The 22,586-nt window shown below is 41.2% G+C and carries 18 protein-coding genes and 1 tRNA gene; 15 read left to right on the top strand and 4 right to left on the bottom strand.

Features of this window, described 5'->3' with window-relative positions:
* Nucleotides 1–35 precede the first annotated feature (35 nt).
* From AXE82_RS02045 to AXE82_RS02030, 4 genes are all read left to right on the top strand, one after another.
* Nucleotides 36–959: a DUF3025 domain-containing protein gene (locus AXE82_RS02045; protein WP_062330810.1), complete on the top strand. Its 924-nt coding sequence runs from the start codon at nt 36–38 to the stop codon at nt 957–959.
* 162 nt (nt 960–1,121) lie between these two features.
* Nucleotides 1,122–1,406, top strand: a complete 285-nt coding sequence (locus tag AXE82_RS02040) for a hypothetical protein (RefSeq protein ID WP_062330807.1) — start codon at nt 1,122–1,124, stop codon at nt 1,404–1,406.
* Between the two features lie 207 nt (nt 1,407–1,613).
* Complete coding sequence (gene mnmG / locus AXE82_RS02035) at nt 1,614–3,500, top strand: tRNA uridine-5-carboxymethylaminomethyl(34) synthesis enzyme MnmG (RefSeq protein WP_062334693.1); 1,887 nt, start codon at nt 1,614–1,616, stop codon at nt 3,498–3,500.
* Between the two features lie 83 nt (nt 3,501–3,583).
* Entirely contained in the window at nt 3,584–4,540 is a 957-nt protein-coding gene (locus tag AXE82_RS02030) for an AEC family transporter (RefSeq protein WP_062334691.1), read from the top strand.
* 36 nt (nt 4,541–4,576) lie between these two features.
* On the opposite strand, the gene AXE82_RS02025 is transcribed toward AXE82_RS02030, so the two are convergent.
* Complete coding sequence (locus tag AXE82_RS02025) at nt 4,577–6,694, bottom strand: Lnb N-terminal periplasmic domain-containing protein (RefSeq protein WP_082741388.1); 2,118 nt, start codon at nt 6,692–6,694, stop codon at nt 4,577–4,579.
* Nucleotides 6,695–6,703: 9 nt separating this feature from the next.
* Nucleotides 6,704–7,114, bottom strand: a complete 411-nt coding sequence (gene tnpA, locus AXE82_RS02020) for an IS200/IS605 family transposase (RefSeq protein ID WP_062330787.1) — start codon at nt 7,112–7,114, stop codon at nt 6,704–6,706.
* A gap of 48 nt (nt 7,115–7,162) precedes the next feature.
* Between tnpA and AXE82_RS02015 the strand changes: the two genes are divergently transcribed.
* A complete protein-coding gene (locus tag AXE82_RS02015) occupies nt 7,163–8,269 on the top strand; it encodes an RNA-guided endonuclease InsQ/TnpB family protein (protein WP_062330784.1) in 1,107 nt (368 codons plus the stop codon).
* Between the two features lie 236 nt (nt 8,270–8,505).
* Nucleotides 8,506–8,796, top strand: coding sequence for a YeaC family protein (locus tag AXE82_RS02010; protein WP_062330781.1), 291 nt, complete (start codon nt 8,506–8,508; stop codon nt 8,794–8,796).
* Nucleotides 8,797–8,930: 134 nt separating this feature from the next.
* Here the strand turns inward: AXE82_RS02010 and AXE82_RS02005 are convergent, their stop codons facing one another.
* On the bottom strand, nt 8,931–10,244 hold the full coding sequence (locus AXE82_RS02005; protein WP_062330778.1) for an acetyl-CoA C-acetyltransferase: 1,314 nt from the start codon (nt 10,242–10,244) through the stop codon (nt 8,931–8,933).
* A gap of 362 nt (nt 10,245–10,606) precedes the next feature.
* On the opposite strand from AXE82_RS02005, the gene AXE82_RS02000 reads away from it, so the two are divergent.
* The 4 genes from AXE82_RS02000 (at nt 10,607) to AXE82_RS01985 (ending at nt 15,098) form a co-directional block, all read left to right on the top strand.
* Nucleotides 10,607–11,989: a 3-oxoacyl-ACP reductase gene (locus tag AXE82_RS02000; protein ID WP_062330776.1), complete on the top strand. Its 1,383-nt coding sequence runs from the start codon at nt 10,607–10,609 to the stop codon at nt 11,987–11,989.
* A 257-nt stretch (nt 11,990–12,246) separates the two neighbouring features.
* On the top strand, nt 12,247–13,146 hold the full coding sequence (locus AXE82_RS01995; protein WP_062330773.1) for a MaoC family dehydratase: 900 nt from the start codon (nt 12,247–12,249) through the stop codon (nt 13,144–13,146).
* Between the two features lie 109 nt (nt 13,147–13,255).
* Complete coding sequence (locus AXE82_RS01990) at nt 13,256–14,608, top strand: serine hydrolase domain-containing protein (protein WP_062330771.1); 1,353 nt, start codon at nt 13,256–13,258, stop codon at nt 14,606–14,608.
* Nucleotides 14,609–14,678: 70 nt separating this feature from the next.
* Nucleotides 14,679–15,098, top strand: coding sequence for an HIT family protein (locus AXE82_RS01985; protein WP_062330768.1), 420 nt, complete (start codon nt 14,679–14,681; stop codon nt 15,096–15,098).
* Between the two features lie 40 nt (nt 15,099–15,138).
* Here the strand turns inward: AXE82_RS01985 and modA are convergent, their stop codons facing one another.
* Complete coding sequence (gene modA, locus AXE82_RS01980; protein ID WP_082741387.1) at nt 15,139–16,080, bottom strand: molybdate ABC transporter substrate-binding protein; 942 nt, start codon at nt 16,078–16,080, stop codon at nt 15,139–15,141.
* Between the two features lie 241 nt (nt 16,081–16,321).
* Between modA and AXE82_RS01975 the strand changes: the two genes are divergently transcribed.
* The 5 genes from AXE82_RS01975 (at nt 16,322) to AXE82_RS01955 (ending at nt 22,580) form a co-directional block, all read left to right on the top strand.
* Nucleotides 16,322–16,408: transfer RNA gene (locus AXE82_RS01975), tRNA-Leu, on the top strand.
* 333 nt (nt 16,409–16,741) lie between these two features.
* Nucleotides 16,742–17,860 (top strand): polysaccharide biosynthesis/export family protein, encoded by a 1,119-nt coding sequence (locus AXE82_RS01970; RefSeq protein ID WP_062330763.1) that lies wholly within the window; start codon nt 16,742–16,744, stop codon nt 17,858–17,860.
* 16 nt (nt 17,861–17,876) lie between these two features.
* Nucleotides 17,877–18,308 (top strand): low molecular weight protein-tyrosine-phosphatase, encoded by a 432-nt coding sequence (locus tag AXE82_RS01965; protein ID WP_062330760.1) that lies wholly within the window; start codon nt 17,877–17,879, stop codon nt 18,306–18,308.
* Between the two features lie 100 nt (nt 18,309–18,408).
* The gene (locus AXE82_RS01960) at nt 18,409–20,577 is read left to right on the top strand and encodes a polysaccharide biosynthesis tyrosine autokinase (RefSeq protein ID WP_062330757.1); all 2,169 of its coding nucleotides are present in this window, start codon (nt 18,409–18,411) and stop codon (nt 20,575–20,577) included.
* Nucleotides 20,578–20,621: 44 nt separating this feature from the next.
* Nucleotides 20,622–22,580 (top strand): polysaccharide biosynthesis protein, encoded by a 1,959-nt coding sequence (locus AXE82_RS01955; RefSeq protein WP_062330755.1) that lies wholly within the window; start codon nt 20,622–20,624, stop codon nt 22,578–22,580.
* Nucleotides 22,581–22,586: the final 6 nt, after the last annotated feature.

Genomic DNA, 22,586 nt, shown 5'->3' with positions numbered 1-22,586 from the left:
TACGATCCTTATTCTTATATTATCAGATTGTCTTTATGTCAGTAACTCATCCCACCAACGCCCTCATTGATTTTAATCAACCTTGGTATCACTATTTGACTTATTTTGCTAATTTTCCGGAGCTTGAGGCAACACATACGCATGCAACACATAGTCATGCCCCTGCTATCAGTATTGTTGAAAATTTGAACGCTTGTTTGGATGGATTTGAGGACGTAAACGCCAGCCGTATAGCCAATTTTGAAAAATTACCGATTCGCTTTGTGGAGCAAGCGTGTCTGCCTGAGGGTGAGGCTTATGAGAGTTTTATTGCCAAGACCGGTAAAATCCCAACCCGTGACAATCACCATGATTTGCTGAATGGTTTAATTTGGCTGAATTTTCCGCAGGCTAAAGCGGTATTGAACGAACTTCATGCCAAAGATATTTTGCGACATGGTATTCATAACGCCAGAACAGCGCTGCGTAATGCGTTAACGGTATTTGATGAAAATGGCGGCATTGTGGTGAGTTCAGATAGGCTATTGCTTGAACAATTACAAGCATTTAAATGGCAGGCGGCTTTAGTCACTCATAGAGCAAATTGGTTGGCTCAACATCGTACCATTGCCTTTTTTCCATTTGGTCATGCCCTGCTTGAAAAATTGCTTAACCCAAGAAAAAATATCACCAGTCATACCTTGCTGATTTTAGTAGATGAGGATTGGTTTGCGCAATCTATCGCCAGTCAGCGAAACCAGCTTGATACGGCAATCGCTAATATGTTTCGAGAGCTAGCGATGCCAGATTTGGCGGGTAATGCAGTTAAGCTATCATCCAAAAGTTTTCAGCCGTTACCTGTGATGGGTATCCCTGGCTATAGTGCTGACAATGTGATACCCGCATTTTATCAAGATGAGGCTGTTTTTAGGCATCCAAGAGCGTTCAGCGCGCCTATTTTTCCATTACATGACGGATAAGTGAACAGACAATTTATAACCGTGGTTGGGGTGATTACCCAGTCTATGAATGTTGCTTGATAAAAGCCGGTTAATCCGTTAGCATTAAAGCAATCTTTAATTCATCCAGCCGCATTTATTGATGAAAATCATAATTACTAATAAAAACATTGGAGCATCGGCATGACCACCAAAGTCGTCAAAATTGATAATAAAGTTCGTATGATTACAGGTAAATTAGCCCCACATCTTGAAATTCAATGGGAACATTATACCTTAGCAGAATTGCAATCATTGCTTGAGAGGGTGGTTCGCTTTGAAATTGAGCACAACTTTCGGCGTCATAAAGATTATAAAGATAGCAAAGGCGCTAACATTCAAGTATTTAATGATGCCAATGAACTTAAAGTCACCAGTTTAAAAGATGAGTTACTAATCATCCGCGATATCCAAATCGATTCACAATAGCTATAAATCCGCGAATCAATCAAAATCCAAGCCGAATGACTTGGATTTTTTTACGTTTTAGATTTTTTCGTCATCTCGTTGTTGATTGTTGAAGCAAAGTATCACGCTAAACGCTCAATGATTGGCATTGATAAAAAAATAATCGATAGCCGTTTAAGCATGGTATAATTGTCAGTTTTTATTGACAAGCGAATCATGGGTGACACGATGAAATACCCTAAAATCTACGACGTAATTGTGATTGGTGGCGGTCATGCTGGTACAGAAGCGGCGCTAGCGGCTGCGCGCATGGGTCAGCAGACGCTGTTATTGACACATAATATCGAAACTTTGGGACAGATGAGCTGTAATCCTGCGATTGGCGGGATTGGCAAGTCGCATTTGGTGCGTGAAGTCGATGCGTTGGGCGGCGCTATGGCGCTTGCCACCGACAAAGCAGGGATTCAGTTTCGTGTGTTAAATAGCCGTAAAGGTGCCGCTGTCCGTGCCACACGCGCACAAGCCGACCGTGTTTTGTATAAAGCGGCGATTCGTTATACCTTAGAGAATCAGCCAAACTTGGATATTTTCCAACAAGCGGCGGATGATATTTTGGTTGAAAACGGCAAAGCGGTAGCCGTGGTTACCCAATCAGGGATTGAATTTGCTTGCGGCGCAGTGGTGTTGACCTCTGGCACTTTTTTAGGTGGTACTATTCATATTGGACTAGAAAACCACAAAGGTGGACGTGCAGGCGATCCGCCTTCTATCCGTTTGGCGGATAGATTGCGTGAACTCAAGCTACCGGTTGGACGTTTAAAAACTGGTACGCCCCCACGCATTGATGCGCGCACAGTGGATTTTAGTGTCATGACCGTGCAGCCAGGGGATACACCACTGCCAGTCATGTCCTATTTGGGTGATGTGTCCATGCATCCGCGCCAAATCAACTGCTATATCACCCATACCAATGAACGCACCCATGACATTATCCGCAGCGGGCTAGATCGCTCACCCATGTATTCAGGCGTGATTGAAGGCATTGGTCCCCGTTATTGCCCATCGATTGAAGATAAAATTCATCGATTTGCTGATAAAGACAGCCATCAGATTTTTATTGAGCCTGAAGGGTTGACCACCCATGAGCTTTATCCCAATGGAATTTCAACCAGTCTGCCATTTGATATTCAGTTGGCTTTAGTGCGCTCGATGAAAGGGCTGGAAAATGCGCACATCTTGCGTCCTGGCTACGCGATTGAATACGATTATTTTGACCCGCAAAATCTTAAACCAAGCCTTGAGACCAAATCGATTGATAACCTATTTTTTGCCGGTCAAATCAACGGAACGACAGGGTATGAAGAAGCCGCTGCGCAAGGTATCTTAGCTGGCTTAAATGCCGCGCGTCGCACCCAAGGACTGGATGCTTGGACACCGCGCCGCGACCAAGCCTATATCGGTGTGTTGGTAGATGATCTTATCACCCATGGCACTAAAGAGCCGTATCGTATGTTTACCAGTCGTGCCGAATACCGCCTACTGCTACGTGAAGACAATGCCGATCAACGCCTAACAGAAATTGGGCGTGACTTAGGACTGGTGGACGATGCGCGCTGGCAAGTGTATAGCGATAAAATGACAGCGATTGAGCAAGAAACCGCACGTTTACGCTCGCTTTGGGCAACGCCCACTAATACGCTGGGTCAATCATTTATCAATAAAACCGGCGAAGTATTGACCAAAGAAAATAACGCGCTGGATTTGTTAAAACGTCCGAACGTGTCATTTGATGATATTAGCGAATTGACCCAATCGCCCGTGTCTGCTGAAGTGGGTGAGCAAATAGAAATTGGTGTCAAATACGCCGGTTATATCGATCGTCAGCAAGTTGAAATCGGTCAGATGAAAAAACTTGAACACACGCTCATTCCAGAGGATTTTACTTATCATGATATCTCTGGGCTTTCCAATGAAATCGTGCAAAAACTTGAAAAAGTGCGCCCAACCACGCTTGCCCAAGCCAGTCGCATTAGCGGCGTCACGCCAGCTGCGGTACAGCTTTTGGCAATGATGATTAAAAAAAGCAAAAAAGCGCGTGAAGTGCTAAGCTCTTAACTTTAGACCATGCTACATAAGTCCCATGGTATTGCTATGTGCCAAACTTGGGACTTTTTTATTTTCTACTCAAAAAAATTATTATGCTAACTGCCTTTCTCTTTGCACTAAAAATTACCTTGCCCAATATCTTGCTGATGTTATTGGGGGTGATGATGCAAAAAAAACAAACCATCAACCAGTCGTTTGTTGAAATCGCCTCTGATATGGTCTTTAACTATTGTCTGCCATGTTTGCTGTTTTTTAGTATTCTAAAAAGTGACATTCATTTTGCGGAGCAGGTCGATTTGATTAAAGCGGGATTGATGGTCACTTTTGGGCTGTTTTTTCTCGGTGAGCTATTTGCCTATTTTTTTGTCAAAGATAGCCGCGATAAAGGTGTGTTTGTGCAAGGTGTCTTTCGCAGTAACATGGCGATTATGGGACTGGCGACTGTGACCAACGCCTATGGTAGCCAAGGCGTGAGTATCGGTGCGGTTTATATGGGTCTTTTAACCATTGTATATAATGTGTTGTCTGTGATTAGCCTAAGCAGAAATGACAACAACAGCCAAGGCGTGGTTAAAAAAGCCATCACCATGACCAAAAAAATCGGGCAAAATCCGTTAATTATCGCATTGGTATCGGCGTTTGCTTATAAGTTATTGCAGCTGCCGATGCCGCCTGAATTTATCATCAAAACAGGCGAGTTATTGGCAGCGGTAGCGTTACCGTTGGCTTTGATTTGTGCAGGCGCGACACTCGATATCAAGTCGATGCTCAATATGACAGGCGTGTCTATGCAGGCTAGCATCGGTCGAATTATTGTAGCGCCTATCATCGCGGTCGTGGTGGGTGTATTGATGCAATTATCACCGATACAAATGGGTGTGATGTTTATTATGGTGACATCGCCTGTTGCTGCTGCCAGTTATGTGATGGCTCGCAGCATGGGCGGCAATGAAATATTAGCGGCCAATATTTTAGGATTTACCACCGTGTTTTCCATGTTTAGTCTAGCCATCGGCATGGCGTTGTTACGCCATTTTGGCTTGGCTTAGCACAAAATTGGTTAGTCGTAGATTATTCAAAATAGATTATTCAAAGTAGTGTAGCCATTTTAGCGCAACTTCATCAACATTATGGATATTGTCGGACTTCGGCAGCCATTCACGGCTAGCGGTAACCCGAATCGCATTGGTTTGATTGATATCATATTGACTACCAATACTGAGTTTGGGCTGCCAATAGCTTTCATTATCGCTATCGCCACTTATCCAAAATGGCAGTGTTAATTCTGATATCGCACGCCAATTTGGACGCAATTCTGCATTGCACCCAATATTGACGCCAAGCCCAGCACGATAACCATGATATAGGCCCTTACCAAACTGCGCTGCAATGGTGCCCAAGCCATAGCAAATATTGGCGGGCATATCGCCTGTGTTTGGGGCGGCGCTACCTAGTGCCACGCTTTTACCAAATTCACCGCTGATATTTGCGACCAAATGATTGTCTGTAGCGCTGTGGTCATCTTTGTTAATAGCCTTGATACCCTCAAAGACTCGCTGTAAGCCAATATTACCACCCCATGAAATACCCTTTTTTGCGCTATTAATCGGATGAAATGAACGCACATCAAATAATCCTAGCTGCTCAAGTTGCACGCTATCTTGCTGGTCGGCGTTGTCATGGATGCTAAGACCCATACTCAATGCCGTCAATTGTGAGCCTATGGGATAGCCATCAATTTTATCCAACGCATCGCGGTACACCATGCGGTAATTTAACGTGATAGCCTGGTTACTATCTAATTTAGGTCGTCCACTGACCCTATCAAACGACTGCTGGCTGACGCCGATATCAAATCGACTTAAAGGATTAGCCAGTACAGGATTGTCGCGGCTGGGCAAAATCTGAGAACTTAACGCTATATTTTGATGGGTATTGTTAAGATTTTTGGGATGATTTGCCGCGTTGCGGGCGTTTAATTGCGCTTGCACAACAGTCGGTGTTGAAGGACTAAAACTGGTAGAGCGAATCAAATTTTCGCGGTTTAACATGCGTACCACTTGGGCAGGGGAAATCATTGGGGAGTCATTCACTAAAAAATTTTTATCGGGAAAAATAGAGTTTAGTAACACCAAAATTTCAGAGGCGCAGTTATCGGATAACAGATAATAGGGCAGGTTTTGGTCTTTAATTTCCCAAGTTCGATAGGCAAGTTGTTTAACCTGTTTATCAGTAAGATTGAGCTGATATTGCCATACATTGCGCCCATCATCTTGCAAATATTCTTTGATACCTTGCTGATAATTGGTCATGGTAAATTCGCCCGCATTGCCACCGATAGTAGATTTGTAAGCAAATTTTAAAAAATGCTCACCGTCGCTGACTTTCGGGGTGAAGTTTAAATAGTATTGATTGCTAAGGTCGGCATTATCAAATCGCAAAAAACTATGGGCAAACGCAGACGGTGGGCTATCTAAATACTCACTGGCAAAAATTAATGAGACGGATTGGGGATTGATTTTTTGTAGCCATGAATCGAGTGCATCGCAATGTTGCTTGGGTATGCTTGAGGTATCGATGGCTAAGTTTTCAATGAGCCACTGTGTACGAGCGGGAAAGCGACATTGGACAGAGTCATTATTTTTTTTGGTAGGGTGAAATAACTGTGTGAGGATTTCATCAAGCTCTGCTTGTGGATTTTTGGCGCCTTGCGCGCTGGCAAAAAATTGTCGTTGGCTCGCTTGTGGGTTAAAACGATTGTTGACCCGACTTTCAAAGGGCTGTTTTCTGGTGACTGTTTCAGGATAATACAACAACCGCAGCCACGCTTTTTGCGCCGCTAAGTTTTGCTCATGGGCTGATGTCAATGCCGTTTGCAGTGCTTGGGTAGCGGCAGTAGGCGTCGGCGTAGATAGGGCGGTATCTGACGAAAATTGCTGAGCTGGCGCAGGCGATACATGTGACACGGGCGCTGCTAACGCATAATGTGGGGCGGATATTAGGCTCAATACAAAGACTGCTTGAGCCAACTGCTTTTGATTAAAAGCTGTTTTCTTTTGATTAAAAACGCGGGTTACAGCGTGTTGATGATAGCTGTATTTGAGAAAGTTCATAGGGGTGCTCTTTTTTTTATCCTCCGTTGCCGTAAAACCACCGACTTCAGGCGGTGGATATAAGGCAACTCCGCAATCATGCTTACGCATGGACGTTGTTTAGTGTGGTGTATTCTGCTGTTCAATGTACTGGCGGATAATCTCAATTGGAGCACCACCACAACTACCTGCAAAATAGCTAGGTGACCACAACGCACCACCCCATAACTGCCCTTTGATGGACGGATATTCTTTTTTACGCAATAACCGACTAGACACGCCTTTCAAGCTATTTACCAAACTAGAAATAGCCACTTTGGGCGGATAAACCACCAATAAATGCACATGGTCGCATTCACCATCAAACTCAACTAATTGTGCCTCAAACTTTGAACAAACTTCCTCAAAGATAACCTGCATATCATCTAAAATCTCTTTGGTGAATACTTTTCTGCGGTATTTAGCCACAAAGACCAAATGCACATGAAGATTGTAAATAACATGCCTACCAATTCTTAAATCGTTTGACATATATTTAGACCAACTATAGAATATAAAAATCTAATTATACTTGAACCCATGAAAACACTCAAGCTACGCATACGAGATAAACACACAGCAAAGCTTAACCGCCTAAGTGGTTTGGTTAATTTCGTATGGAACTATGTCAATGCGTTAAGCTACGAGCATCTTAAGCGTACTGGCAAATTCTTTAGTGCGTATGATTTAAACGAATATACCAAAGGTAGTGGTGAGTTACTAGGCTTGCATAGTCAGACTATTCAGGCAATCAATGAAACCCATGCCAAAGCTAGAAAACAATTCAAAAAAGCTAAGTTATCATGGCGAACCAACAACCCAACATCAAAGCGTAAAAGCTTGGGTTGGCTACCATTTAAACAATCTGCCATTAAGCATATTGCCACGCACCAAACAGGCAAAAAGGGCTTAAAATCCACCTTACAACTATCTTTAGCCAAAGGGCAGAAACTAATCATCGACCTATGGGACAGCTACAACCTTAGCCTATATCAAATTAACACACTAGAAATCGTCCAAGACAGCCGTAACCGTTGGTATGCTTGTATCACCGTCAAAGACTACCCCAAACAATCATGCGGTACAGGTAGCATTGGCGTTGACTTAGGCTTAAAAGACAGTGCTACCACCTCAAACGGTGACAAACTCACTATCAAACAAACGCTCAAATATGCCAAAGCATTAGCCACCGCCCAACGTGCCAAAAACAAACAGCGTGTCAAAGCGATCCATGCCAAAATCAAACATACACGGCAAGACCTAATCCACAAATTCACCACCCAATTAGTCAAAGACAATGCCCTAATCGTGGTAGGTGATGTTAGAACTACCCAATTTAACAGTAAAAAAGGCAAACTAGCCAAATCGGTTTACGATGCAGGTTGGTTTGAACTCAAGCGACAACTGAACTACAAATGCGAGAACGCAGGTTGCCGTTTTGAAATCGTGAATGAGAAATACACTACCCAAACTTGCTCGTGTTGCGGTCAATTTGACCGCAATAGTCCGAAAGGTAGAGCAGGCTTGCGAATAAGAGAATGGACTTGTGCAACGTGTGGCACACGGCATGATAGAGATATTAACGCCAGTCGGAACATTCTTGCGGTCGGGCTTGGCCGTCTGGGAGCAGGAATCCCCGAACGATAGGGAGGGGAGGAAGTCAAAAGGTAAGTTTTCACAAATTTTGATAAGCAAAGCATATAATATCTGTGTGCAAATTAACATTGCCCAATTTGTAATCACATCATTGTAGGCAGCTAGCCGGCTGTAAGACAACTTGCCAAATAGATTTTATCCGCTTAATTTGCTATAATTTTTTAATTATTTAGCAAAATTTTTTTAAACTATTGTGATTTATTCAAGGGTATAAGGACAATTGGGTCATGGATAAACAAGCGATTTTATCAGCGTTAACGCCTGAAATTGTTGAAAAATTTCGTCAGGCGATTTCGCTTGGCAAATGGGAAGATGGTCGAAAGTTGACGAAAGAACAGCGTCAAACTTGTATGCAAGCGGTGATGGTGTGGGAGCATGAATTTTTGGGTGTAGAAGAGCGAACTGGCTATATTCATCGACCCAAAAAAGCGGCAGAAGACTGTGATATCGGTCATGATCATCACTACCCAAATAAACCGCAAGATGAAGATAGTGAAAAACCGATTAAATTTAGTTAGGCGATAAAAAAAGGCGAGTGCATTATCTCGCCTTTTTTACATTATTTTTTTAAGTACTTATTTATCAGTTACTTGAATAGTTAAGTACTTAAGTATAAGTACTTAACTATAATTACTTAGTATTAGCTAGTTGATTATTTTTCTAAAATGGCGACCACACCTTGTCCGCCCGCCGCACAGATAGAAATCAGCGCACGACCTGACCCTTTTTGATCCAAAAGTTTAGCGGTGCTAGCAAGAATGCGACCACCGGTTGCGGCAAACGGATGACCTGCAGCAAGTGATGAGCCATTTACGTTAAGTTTACTGCGGTCAATCGCGCCAAGTGGCTTATCAAGACCTAAGCGTTCTTTACAAAAACTTTCGTCTTCCCACGCAGCAAGCGTAGACAATACCTGTGAGGCAAATGCTTCGTGAATTTCATAATAATCAAAATCTTGCAGCGTTAAGCCTGCACGCGCTAGCATACGTGGCACAGCGTAGGCAGGTGCCATCAATAAGCCTTCTTTAACGCCTTTTTTACCGGTAAAATCAACCGCAGCGGTTTCTTGGTGGGTGAGATAAGCAAGCGGTTTTAATCCATTCGCTGCTGCCCACTCATCTGTGCCTAATAACACACAAGACGCGCCATCGGTCAGCGGCGTTGAGTTGCCAGCCGTCATGGTTGGGTTGGCATTTTTCTTACCAAATACAGGTTTTAATGACGCCAATTTTTCTAAGGAAATATCAGGACGTAGATTATTGTCGCGTGTTAAACCCTTAAATGGGGTGATTAAATCATCAAAAAACCCCTCATCGTACGCACGCGCCAAGTTTTTATGGCTATTAAAGGTCAACTCATCTTGCGCTTCACGGGTGATTGCCCATTCAAGGGCGGTGATGGCTTGGTGCTCACCCATCGATAATTTGGTACGAGGTTCGCCATTTTGCGGTGCATCAATCAAGTCTTTTGGGTTAATGCTTAATAACGCTTGCAAGCGCTCTTTATTGGTTTTGGCATTATTAAGTTTTAACAGCGCTTTACGCAGCCCATCACCAATGCCTAAAGGGGCATCAGAAGTGGTATCCACACCGCCTGCAATCCCCGAATCAATCAGCCCCAAGGCGATTTTATTGCTCACCGCGAAAGCCGCTTGTAGTCCAGTGCCACACGCCTGTGACACATCGTAAGCAGGTGTTTGCGGACTTAACGCCGTGCTTAACACACATTCACGGGTGAGATTGATATCACGGCTTAATTTAATGACCGCGCCCGCCACCACTTCACCCAAGCGTTTATCTTGTAAATTATAGCGTTCCACCAAGCCGTTAAGGGCAGCCGTCAACATTTCAGAGTTGCTGACATTGGCGTATTGGCCATTTGAGCGGGCGAACGGAATACGGTTGCCACCTAAAATAGCGACCTTTTTGCCAGCAGGCTGGTGAGTTGGGTGTTGAAAATTGTCCATAGAAAAGTCCTTTTGAGCAATTAATTAAAAAAATTGGCTAAGCTTAAACCAAATAACTTTTTAAAAATAACGAAATCTTTTAAAAATAACTAAACTTTTTAAGTTTTAGTGATGTTACCATAAAACGCAGACAAAAATATCGCCTAAAAGTATATATATAACGATAATTTATATAAATCAATAAAACCAATAAAATTTTATTTGATATGACTGTTCAATATTGCTTGATTGGTATAAAATTTACACAGTATCTATGTACAGTATCTATGTTTAGCAGCTGTGTTTAATTGAGTGTTTAACTTACTTTTTAATTAAGCCTTATCTAATAGCCCAAGCAAAACTAACTATTCAAAGGAGTCCTTATGTCAGACCATTATTCAGAGTTCGTTCAAAATCCATTGGGACGTAAGATTGCCCAAAATTTGGGTTTACCGATACCAATCAACCTTGAGCGTTATAAAGAAGGTCAAGCACCTATTACCGGCAGTGTCATTTTTGGGGTCAGTGAAAACGCTGTCCTGGCAAATGACATTGCCAAAGTATTAGCGAATGTGCAAGCGGATGTCTATCTAGACGCCAATGAGTCAGCGCGTGATGCTTTACAAAATGCGCAGATTGACGCTGAGCAGTTTGGCGCAAATCAGTATTTTAAAGTGGCTATTTTCGATGCGTCAGGTATCAAAACAACCCATGAGCTGAAACAAGTTTACAACTTCTTTCATCCGATTGCGCGTTCGATTGACCGCTCAGGTCGCGTTATCGTCATTGGCTTGCCACCTGAAAAATGCACCAGTATTGCACAGGCAGCAGCCCAGCGTGCTTTAGAAGGATTTGTCAAATCCGTCGGTAAAGAGTTTAAGCGCGGTATCACAAGCCAGCTTATCTATGTAGACCCAAATGCGGCGCAAAACCTTGAATCTACGCTACGTTTTTTTGCGTCACCACGTTCTGCTTATGTGTCAGGACAAGTGGTGAGAGTGGGTGAAGGCAACCTAGTCACGGTTGATTGGCAAAAACCTTTAAAAGATAAAACACTGGTGGTGACTGGCGCGAGCCGAGGTATTGGCGAAGCCATCGCAAAGGTATTATCGCGTGATGGCGCACATGTCATCTGTGTCGATGTGGCTGCCCAGCAATCGGACTTGCAAAAAGTGGCAGGTGAGATAGGCGGTTCTACCTTAACATTAGATATCACAGCAGACGATGCTGGCGAAAAAATAGCCGCAGCCGCAGCCAAACGTGGCGGCTTAGATGGTATTGTCCACAATGCAGGCATAACGCGTGACAAGACCTTGGCAAAAATGGATGATAGCATGTGGGATGCCGTCATGAACGTCAATCTCAATGCGGAAGAAAAAATTGATGATTATCTGCTCAGTCATGGTAGTTTCAATGAAAACGCCAGAATCGTATGCGTATCATCCATTAGCGGTATTGCAGGCAATTTGGGACAGACCAATTATGCTACGAGCAAAGCTGGCGTGATTGGTGCGGTACAAGCGACTGCGCCTACGTTAAAAAACGGTATTACCATCAACGCGGTCGCCCCAGGATTTATCGAAACCCAAATGACCGCTGCCATACCTTTTGCGATTCGAGAAGCAGGTCGCAGAATGAATTCAATGAGCCAAGGCGGTTTGCCGATTGATGTGGCTGAAACTATCGCTTGGCTGGCTTGCCCTGCATCGGGCGGCGTCAATGGCAATATTGTCCGCGTCTGTGGGCAAAGTGTGTTGGGCGCTTAATTTTGACGTTGTAAAAAAAATCAGTATCGAAAATATCGCTACTGATTTTTTTTCATTATTTTTTCTAAGTCAAACTTAAACTAAGCTTTATGCAAAAAATCAACAATTAGATTGTGACATTCGATTATAATAAACTAAGTTCTCAGATTTTGAGATCTGACGGTAATGAAAAGTAATGGAATATATCCGAACACTATCTAATCAACTAGCCATTTTTTGGCTCAAGCTTAAAAAGTAAAAAAGTAAGGACAGTCTGTATGTCAGACCAAAATTTTAGTCGTTTGCCAAAACCGCACACCACCTATGCCAATATTATCAAAAGTTTTTTACCCATTGGCGACCATGACAAATCAGCCCATGCGGTGCTGCCCAATGCTACTTATAGCGTCAATACGCTTGAAATTGACCATGATAACTTAGCCGATTACCGCAGGATTTGTGGTTTTGAAAATAATAGCTACGTGCCGCCGACGTATTTTGCGGTGCTGTCGCAGTCGTTACAGATGAACATGATGGTCAAAGAGCCATTTCCCTTTGCCATGCTCGGCTTGATTCATGTGCAAAACAGTGTTACCCAATATCGGCGCATTAAAGATAGCGCAATTTTTAAAATGGCGGTGAGCTTTGCTAACCTTCGCGACCATGATCGTGGTAAGCAGTTTGATTTTGTCACTAAAGTTTTTGAAAAAGATGAGCTGGTTTGGGAAGGGACTTCGACGTATTTATCACGCCAAAAACGTCAAAAAACGACCCAAAAATCATCGACGACGCAAGTAGAAGCCAAGCCCACACTTGATAGTAATGATATGCATGAATTTTGGGAAATTCCTGAAGATATTGGGCGTCGCTATGCGTTTATTTCTGGGGATTTTAATCTGATTCATTTGCATCCTTTATCTGCCAAGGCATTTGGTTTTCCAAAAGCCATTGCCCATGGTATGTGGACAAAAGCCAAATGTTTGGGAGCGTTAGGTGATTTGCCAGAGAGCTTTACCTGTGATGTAACGTTTAAATTGCCGATTTTTTTGCCCTCTGAAGTAGAGTTTATCGCAAAATTCGATAACCGTGACGAGCAGGTGGAGTTTGGTGTGTATGATCCCGCTACACCAAAAGCCAATTTGATAGGGAAAATCACCCAAGCACAGGCTAAAAAATAGCGACAGAAAAATTTCAATAAGGGTTCAGTGTTAAGCGGCTATGTTTTAACAGAGTGTTTTTTAGCACAATGGTTTTTAGCAAATAGTTTTTTAGGATGCTATTGAAGCAATGAAAGATTTAATGGATTATCAAGCGCTCAATCAACACTTAGCCCAACTGTTATCACAATTTGATCTTAATCAAAAGGTAGGTGGCTGCAGTCTGGTCATTTTTCATCAAGGTAAACCGGTCACTCAATTGGCTCACGGTATCGCAAATATTGATAAAACTAACCAGCAAATTACCCCTTGGCAGCCATCCACACTGTCGCTGAATTTTTCGACAGGCAAGGGCATACTGGTTACGTTGATTCATATTTTAGTGAGTCAAAATCTTTTAGCGTATGACAAAACCCTGGCTAGTTATTGGCCAGCATTTGCCCAAAATGGCAAAGATAGCGTCACTTTGCGCGATATGCTAACGCACGAATCGGGATTATTTAATATTGTCAGTATTACCGAACATGCCAAAGACATGCTAGATTGGCAACTAATGCTCAGCAATGTCGAGCAAATGGCATCTAGTCCAACTAATACGCATAGTTCAGGTAGTAGTTTAGCTAATAAAGATTTTGTCAATCAATCAACCGAATCCAGCGCGGCTGCCAGTTCGGCTTCCTGTGCCGCTTACAGTGCCTTGGTATCAGGCTGGGTATTGGGTGGGCTGATTGAAAAAGTAACGCAATTACCGCTGCAGCAAGCCCTAGAATATTATTTATTGCAACCGCTTAATTTGGTCGGTCAAGTCTATTTTGGGGTACCCAAAGACAAAGTCGAGCAGGTTGCCGGTCAAATACGTGCCAAAGAGACTCAAGCCAAACCTTTACTCACTCAAGATGCTGACTCAACGCTACAATTTTATCAATCACTGCCTTTTTACCCAGCATGGTTAACATTGTCTCAATCGGACAGTCCTTTGACAACGCAAGCCATTAACGCGCTGTATTTTCAACCTGCTAATATCAATATCGAAGACTATAAATCTGCGCTAGTACCCATCGGTAGCAGACAATTTAATTATTATCACCCTGTCACACTGCAGGCGAAAATTCCTGCCGCAAATGGTGTAGCCAGTGCCATAGCGTTGGCTACAATATATGCAATGCTTGCAAATCGCGGCGTTTGGCAAGGTAAAACGCTAATCAATTCTGCTGTTTTTAAGGCGCTTTCAACCATTCACAATGAGCAATTTGACAAAATCATGCCAGCGGTCATGGCGTGGCGACTCGGTTATCATCGCGTGTTTAGTCTGTTCCATGATGTCTCTCATGCATTTGGACATATGGGGTATAATGGGTCTATGGCTTGGTGTGATCCCAGTCGCGCATTAGCAGTGAGCTTTGTACATAATTATGATGTCACTATGCTGGGTGATGATCGCCAATTTATCTTGAATGAAACCATATTAGATTTTTTTGCTTAGCCTAATTGCTAAGGCTTTTTTCTTAGTCTTGTTTCTTAGCCCCATTTAAACAGTAAAAGGAATGTAATCAATGCCGTATGACACTCAAAATATTTTTGCCAAAATTCTTCGTGGTGAGATTCCTAGCCATAAAGTTTATGAAGATGATAAAACGCTTGCCTTTATGGATATCATGCCGATGGCAGAAGGGCATGTTTTAGTGATTCCAAAATGTGAGGCCGTTGAATTGTCGGATATGCCAGCAGATTACATTGCGGCAGTTTTCAGCACCGCGCAAAAAGTCATGGCAGCGCAGCGCAAGGTATTTAATCGCCAAGGTATTGTGCAGATGCAGTTAAATAATGCAGAGGCAGGACAGTCGGTATTTCATTACCACATTCATTTGATTCCAAGTAGTATCTATCATCTCGGCTTGCATGAAAATCGACAAGGCGATCATGAACGCTTAGCAGCATTGGCTAATCAATTAAAATCAGCCATCACCAATTAATTAACTGCTTGCAAGTAGCAAATGGCTAAAACCCAATCACCTATTTGCAAGCCGGTAAGATGGTTGTCGAGGTACAAATCGGTAAAAACCCTGCATCGGTTAAAACATCTTGTGCTTTTGCTGATTTTAGATAATCCACAAAAATTTGACTGGTTTCAGGGTGATTTAAAATTATTCCATCTTGCAGAATTGGCGGATAACTATCTTTAGGTAGTATCAAATAGTTATTGCTTAGCGTATCCACATTTTGCAGGGCATTGTCATTGGGTTTATTCAATACTTGCGACAGACTTACAAATCCAAAATCTACTTTTCCACTATCGGTTAACGCAAAAGTTTCATCTAGGGTATTGGTATAGACAATCTTGGACTTGATATTATTATAAAGATTTTGGTTCACTAACCAGGCTTCGGCTGCCATGCCATAAGCTAAACTCTTTGGATTGGCTATGGCTAAACTAAAGGGTTTATTGTCTAGCATCAACTGATCGAGCGTGGTTGTAGGGCTAATGTCCATGGGGTATGTATGACTATAAAGCACTAGCTGACCCCTAGTATAAGTGAAAGGCGCTGATTTAACACCTTTCACACTAGCAAGCATTTGCTTTGGGTAAGTCTGATTACCCGATAAATAAATATCAAAGTTTTGAGGGTTGGCATTTACCGTATCATACAGCGCAGCATTGGGCTCAAAGGTAATTTGAATCTTTATATTCGGATAATTGTGGTTAAAATCTGATACCAAAATCGGCAATACCATGCGAAGATTGGAAAAAGCGGCAATACGTAGATTCTCAATCGCTTGAGGTGAAGAGGCGGCAGGCGCATTGGTTGAAATAGCTTTGGCAGGTTCTTTGCTAGATTGATTATTGGCCGCCGTTGAATTTTGATTGCTATTTGATGAATTACAACCCGCTATGAATGCTGTGACAATAAATAGCATTATATTCAAACAGATCGTGGCAGGTTGATTAAAAGTCATAAATTAACAAATTTAACCCGAGTTTTTAGCGATATTATGATTTAGTGGCGGGCAAGAATACTATACAAAGTAATGAGTGAGTGTGTAAAAAACGTATCGATTTTATTGAAAAATTATTTTTTAAGTATTTTTGCTTCGAGACAGAAATAATTGAAAAAGTTGTTGCAAAAAAAAATAAAGTTGTTAAAATACCACTCCACATAGCCGATTACAGATAAACTAAGAAGCTATAGCCATTTATGCCAGTGTGGTGAAATTGGTAGACACGACGGATTCAAAATCCGTTGCCTTTAAAAGCGTGTCGGTTCGAGTCCGACCACTGGTACCAAATTAAAGCTCCTAATTACAGGGGCTTTTTTTTGAACTAAAATTGCTGTATAAAAATTTAACGTATGAATAATTAAGGTATTATTTTTAATTGTTTATCAAGCAAATCTATAATGCTATAATGGATTAACTTTTCCTCAAAATAACTACTAACACTTTTCTGAATAATTAACATTATAAAGTAATAGTTCATGATGGCTATATCGCTTACTTAAATTTACAAAATTTACAAGCGTGTAGCATTAAACTTTTATTACAATTACGCACCATATTGGTTAATACTGTTAGATTTTGCTTTTTATTCTACAAGCCTTTTATCTTACGAGATTGTCACATGTTAGCAAAGCTCATAAAATTATCTCCTATCATCTTTGCACTTTCACTTGCTGGATGTAGCTCTAAGACAGCAATTACTAGTGGTATGAATGTGGGTAAACTGCCAGAAGTCATGACGCCAGATCAACCTGTTTCATTTGTTGCAGATAATGGTATACGATTTAATGTGGCTGAGTTAAGTGTAAACAATATACCCGCTCCTGATATTTTTGCTAAAAGAACGGTCTCTTTTCCTCAATTGACAAGAGGCGGGGGCGTATATAATCGTATTGCTAAGGGAGATGTATTAGGAATTAATCTTCCGGGATATCCTGAAGTTGTCGGTACTAGTTCAGCAGCAGGGAATAGCATTTACGGCAATGGCTTTTTAGTTGATCAAAGCGGTTATATTCAATTTCCAATGATAGGACGAATAAAGGCAGAGGGGCTTACAGTAGCTGAACTCACTAGTCAATTAACTATTCGTTTATCACGTTATCTTAAACATCCAGATCCACAAGTTCGTGTACTTTCCTACCGTGGTAATAAATTTTATGTTGATGGACAGGTAAAATCACCTGGGCAATATGATATTGCGGATCAGCCAGTCAATCTGTATACAGCAATCAGTATGGCAGGTGGTACGAGTGAAAAATCTGATACAAATAATATCCAGCTGATTAGAGATGGAAGAAGCTATAACTTTGGTTTCAAGTCGCTGCAAAATGCTGGGTATTCTCCTAACCAAGTGATAATTCGTAATGGTGATACTATTAAAGTTGGCGATATAACCAATCATAAAGTCACGGTAATGGGTGAGTTTACCAAACCCAGTACCATCCAAATTCCTGAGAATGGGTTAAGTTTAATTAGTGCAATAGGGGAAGCCAATGGTATGGTGCCTACCTCTGCCAATGCCAAAAAGGTATACGTACTAAGAGAAAATAGCCACCAAAACGAGTCAAATATCTATCATATTGATTTAACTTCCATTACAAATTTTTCGGTTGCAAATCGATTTAAAATGCAGCCTGGTGATGTCGTGTATGTAGATCCAACTGGTCTGACACGTTGGAATCGTATTCTTAGTCAAATCCTTCCTTCAGCGGTATTACCTGGAGTTGTAAGACAATTTTAATAGCTAGGTTTTTATTATGTCATTTGAAAAAATTTTAGTGGTATGCGTCGGGAATATCTGCCGCAGCCCTATCGGTGAAGCACTGTTACGGAAACAGCACCCTAATCTAATCGTAAAATCAGCGGGATTAAGCGCATTAGTGGGCGAAGGGGCGGATGAAAAAGCCATTCAAGTGATGGATGAATGGCATATTGATATGCGTAGTCATCGTGCCCAGCAGCTTACCCAAGAATTGATGCAAACCTTTGACTTAGTACTGTGTATGTCCAAAGATCAAGAGAGTTGGATAAAACAAAATTACTCAAGCCAACGGGGCAAAGTATATCGGATTGGTCACTGGATAAACGAAAATGTAGCCGATCCTTATAAACTACCTATTGAGAAATTTTATGAAAGTCGAGCAGTACTCAGTGAAGCCGTAGAAAGTTGGAAGGATAAATTAGCTTAACTTCTAAAGCTGGCAAAGCTTTTGAAATTATAAGAAAGATTTATTTATTCTGTAACAATTAAAATGTATTTTATCGTAGTTTAGCATCAAGTGAGTAAGCATGGATCAGAAAGTAAATGATGATGAAATTGATTTAAGAGCATTAATCGCAACTTTGTTAAATCATTGGAAATTAATTTTATCAATGCTGTTGCTTGGTTTACTAGGCGGTCTTTATTATGCCCAATCGGCAACGCCAATCTATAAAACAAACTCATTGATTCAAGTGGACAAAAAATCCTCAGGTGTTTCTGCGTTAGGTGAGGATGTTGCCGGTCTCCTAAACGCTCAAGATGGTTCTGCGCAAACGGAAGTAGAAATCATCAACTCTCGTATGATTCTTTGGCCTGTCATTAACCAATTGCATTTGGATTTGAATGTCAGTCAGCTTAAAGATAGTTTCTTAGATAAATTACTGATTAAGAAAAATGTCTTAGTTAGTCATACAGACAATGGTGTGGGTAATTTAAAAGTTGGATTGTGGATAGCTGAATTTAATGTTCCTTTGGCCTACCAGAATAAAAATTTTACTTTAACTGCCATAGACAGCCAAAATTTTAAACTGATCTCTCCTGATGGCGCTGAATTTACCGGTAAAGTTGCAACCGCATCGCGTTTTAAAACGAGTGCAGGTAATATTGATATTCAAGTCACCTCATTAGCCCCCGGTTATTCTTATAACTTGAGTAAACTTACACCAGCTAAGGCAATAGATAACCTTAGAGCAAATCTTGCGGTGGCTGAAAAAGGTAAGCAAACGGGCATTTTAGACGCTTCTCTTACAGGCGCTAATCAAGATGAAATCACTAATACCTTAACGCGCATCGTTAAAATGTATGAAACGCAAAATCTTGATAAAAGTAGCGCGGAAACGACCAAAACCCTTGCTTTTATGCAAGAGCAATTGCCTAAATTAAAAGCAAAACTTGCAGAGGCAGAAGCACAATTTAATAATTTTCGTGAACAAAATGCGACAATTGATATTGATAAAGAAGCGGAATTGGCTGTCACACAAAGAGCGACAATTGAAACTAATCTACGTGAGCTTGAGCTAAAACGAGCCGAATTATCCGAGCGCTATACGGATGAATATCCGGTATTAAAACAATTAAATATGCAGATTCAAGAGCTAAAAGATAAAGAAGAAGCGCTTAAACAAAATATTACCCGTATTCCAGAGGTTCAGCGGCAATTTTTAGAATTATCGAGTGATGTTAAGATTAGCAATGAAATTTATTTAAATATGCTCAAAAACTATGAGCAATTACAAATTGTCAAATCTGGACAATTGGGTAATGTACGCATCATAGATTTACCTATTAACACCTATGAACCTATCGCACCAAAAAAAGCGCAAATTGTCCTAATCGCGACACTGTTAGGTTTGATGTTAGGCATCGGGCTAGCCTTCTTAAAATCATTGCTGTTCGCGGGCGTGAAAAATTTGGAAGAATTAGAGAACAATACAGATATTCCGGTGATTGGTGTCATTCCTCATTCGCCTCGATTAACGCGGTTGTTAAAAAGTAAATCAACCAAAATCCCGTTGGTTGAGCAAATCGAACCTGAGGGAATTGTCAGTGAAGGCTTTAAGTCCATTCGCACGCATTTATTGTTTAATGCAACAAAAACCGATGGCAATACGTTGTTGATAACGAGTGCAGGCCCTGGTATTGGTAAGTCATTTATTGCCGCCAACCTTGCCGTGGCAATGGCGATGACAGGCAAACGTGTGCTGTTAATTGACGCGGATGCTAGGTTAGGTCATCTGCAAGATCGATTTAATTTGCCAAATATCAATGGATTGGTTGATTATTTGGTTGATGATACGGTTGATGCGGCTAATAGCAGCTATATGATTCAAACCACCTTATATGAAAATCTGCATTTTATACCTAGGGGCAAAGGCCATAGTCACGCTTCAGAATTGTTCTTAAATGGCAAAATGAAAGCATTGCTAGATTTTTATCGTCAGTTCTATGATTATATTATTATTGACACTTCACCTGTAATGGGTACTTCAGATGCGCTATCGATAGGGCAATTGGTGGATGCAGTCTTATTTGTGGTACGATATGACGTTTCAAACGTAAAACAGGTAAATTATGCGATCGAAAAACTACAACGTGCGAATGTGAAAGTAGAAGGGATTATTTTCAATGATGCTAAGCAGTCTTTAATTGGTGCCTATAATTATCACTATGGTTATGAATACAAATCAAAGAACTAATGATATAAAAATCAAGCATAGCCATATCATCTACTAGGTTTTATATGAGCAATACAACTAACGCTGCTAATGTTAATAAAGCTACTAAGACTACTAAAGTACCTTTAGCTGTTAGCGTATTATCCAATGCGATTGAGCAGCCTCGCTGGCTAAAAGTAGTGAGTCTGTTTGTCATAGATTATATTGCATCTATTATTACTTTGATTTTAGCGATTGCCCTAAGGTATGCAAAATTTGATTTTCATACCAATATTTTGTCAATTATGTTACTTGGCGCTTTACCTGTTATCTTTTTAGCGGCTACTAAGTTTTACTCGCATGTTATTCGAGTTTTTCAAGATGAGAGTATGCGCTGGGCGCTCGTAGTTTTGTTAGGTTATCTATTAATTAGTCAAATACTGATTTTTTTAGGAGTAACGCCTGATATTCCTAGAGCAGCGACCGCTATCCATGTTTTTTTGCTTTATTTATGGATATGGAATAGCCGAATTGTGTTGCAATTTATTATTTCAAGAACATTGCATCCTGAGTTTTATACACAAAAAAAAGAAAATGTATTAATTTATGGTGTGGGTCACATCACGAAAGATTTGATGCATGTGCTTCATCAAACTCACCAATTTAAAATAGTTGGGATTATCGATGTCAATGATAATTTCATTGGTGCTAGGGTATTAGGGGTTAAAGTCTATCCTAAAGATAACCTTGAGTCTTTAATTACAGACTTAGAAGTGAATCATGTGTTTTTTGTATTACCTAGCCATCAGCGTCATATCCAAGAGCGTATTGTCAAGCAATTAGAAAACGTACCAGTTAAAATTAGTGAAATTCCAAGTTTGGAAGAAATCACCAGTGGTCGTATCAAATTATCAGATATTAAACCGGTTGATGTGCTAGATGTGCTACAACGCAATACGGTTAAACCGGACACATCGCTGCTTGCTAAGAACATCAAAGATAAAGTTGTGATGGTGACAGGAGCGGGCGGTTCAATCGGTAGTGAATTATGTCGCCAAATTTTAAAGCAGCAACCAAAAGCCTTGGTATTATTTGAACTGTCGGAGTATGCGCTTTATGCCATACATGGTGAACTACAAAAACTTGCCAAAAATATACAGCAGGAAAGACAACTACCAACTGTGACGCCGCTGTATGTTCATCTAGGCAGTGTTACCAATCAAAAACTTATTGAACTGCTATGCAACCAGTACGACGTTCAAACCATCTACCATGCAGCCGCTTATAAACATGTCCCTATCGTTGAAAGTAACGAATACGAGGGTGTAATCAATAATTTTGTTGGCACGTTTAATACGCTACAAGGCGCAGTCAGTGCAGGTGTGGAGACTTTTGTGGCCATCTCCACTGACAAAGCCGTCCGACCAACCAATGTCATGGGCGCGACCAAACGCATGGCAGAATTGGCATGTCAAGCGATGGCTGCAGATCAATCAACAACCACTATCAGTATGGTAAGATTTGGTAATGTATTAGGGTCATCGGGTTCTGTCGTACCGCTATTTAATAAGCAAATTGCAGCCGGAGGACCTATCACTCTGACGCATCCAGATGTGACAAGATATTTCATGACGATTCCTGAGGCTGCTCAGCTCGTTATCCAAGCAGGTGCGATGGCGCATGGTGGTGAGGTGTTTGTGCTGGATATGGGTGAGCCAGTCAAGATTATGGATTTAGCTAAACGGATGATTACGTTGAGTGGACTTAAAGTCAAAGACCAACATAACCCTAATGGTGATATTGAAATTGTGATTGCGGGTTTACGACCAGGTGAAAAACTGTATGAAGAGCTGATTATTGATGGGGATAATATAGAGAAGACGCAGCATCCTTTAATTATGAAAGCCAAAGAACATTTTTATAGCTTTGATGAAATAACAAACGTAATAAATGAAGTGCAAACCCAAAATAACACTACCAAGAATACTCAGTGGCTTAGGGCGCAGTTCTTTAAATATGTAGAAGGGTATAAGCCTAAGCAATAATAATTT

It is taken from the genome of Moraxella osloensis, assembly GCF_001553955.1.
Taxonomy (GTDB): Bacteria; Pseudomonadota; Gammaproteobacteria; order Pseudomonadales; family Moraxellaceae; genus Faucicola; species Faucicola osloensis.
The sequence above is the reverse complement of the archived record's forward strand: the minus strand, read 5'-3'. Positions and strand labels throughout refer to the sequence as shown.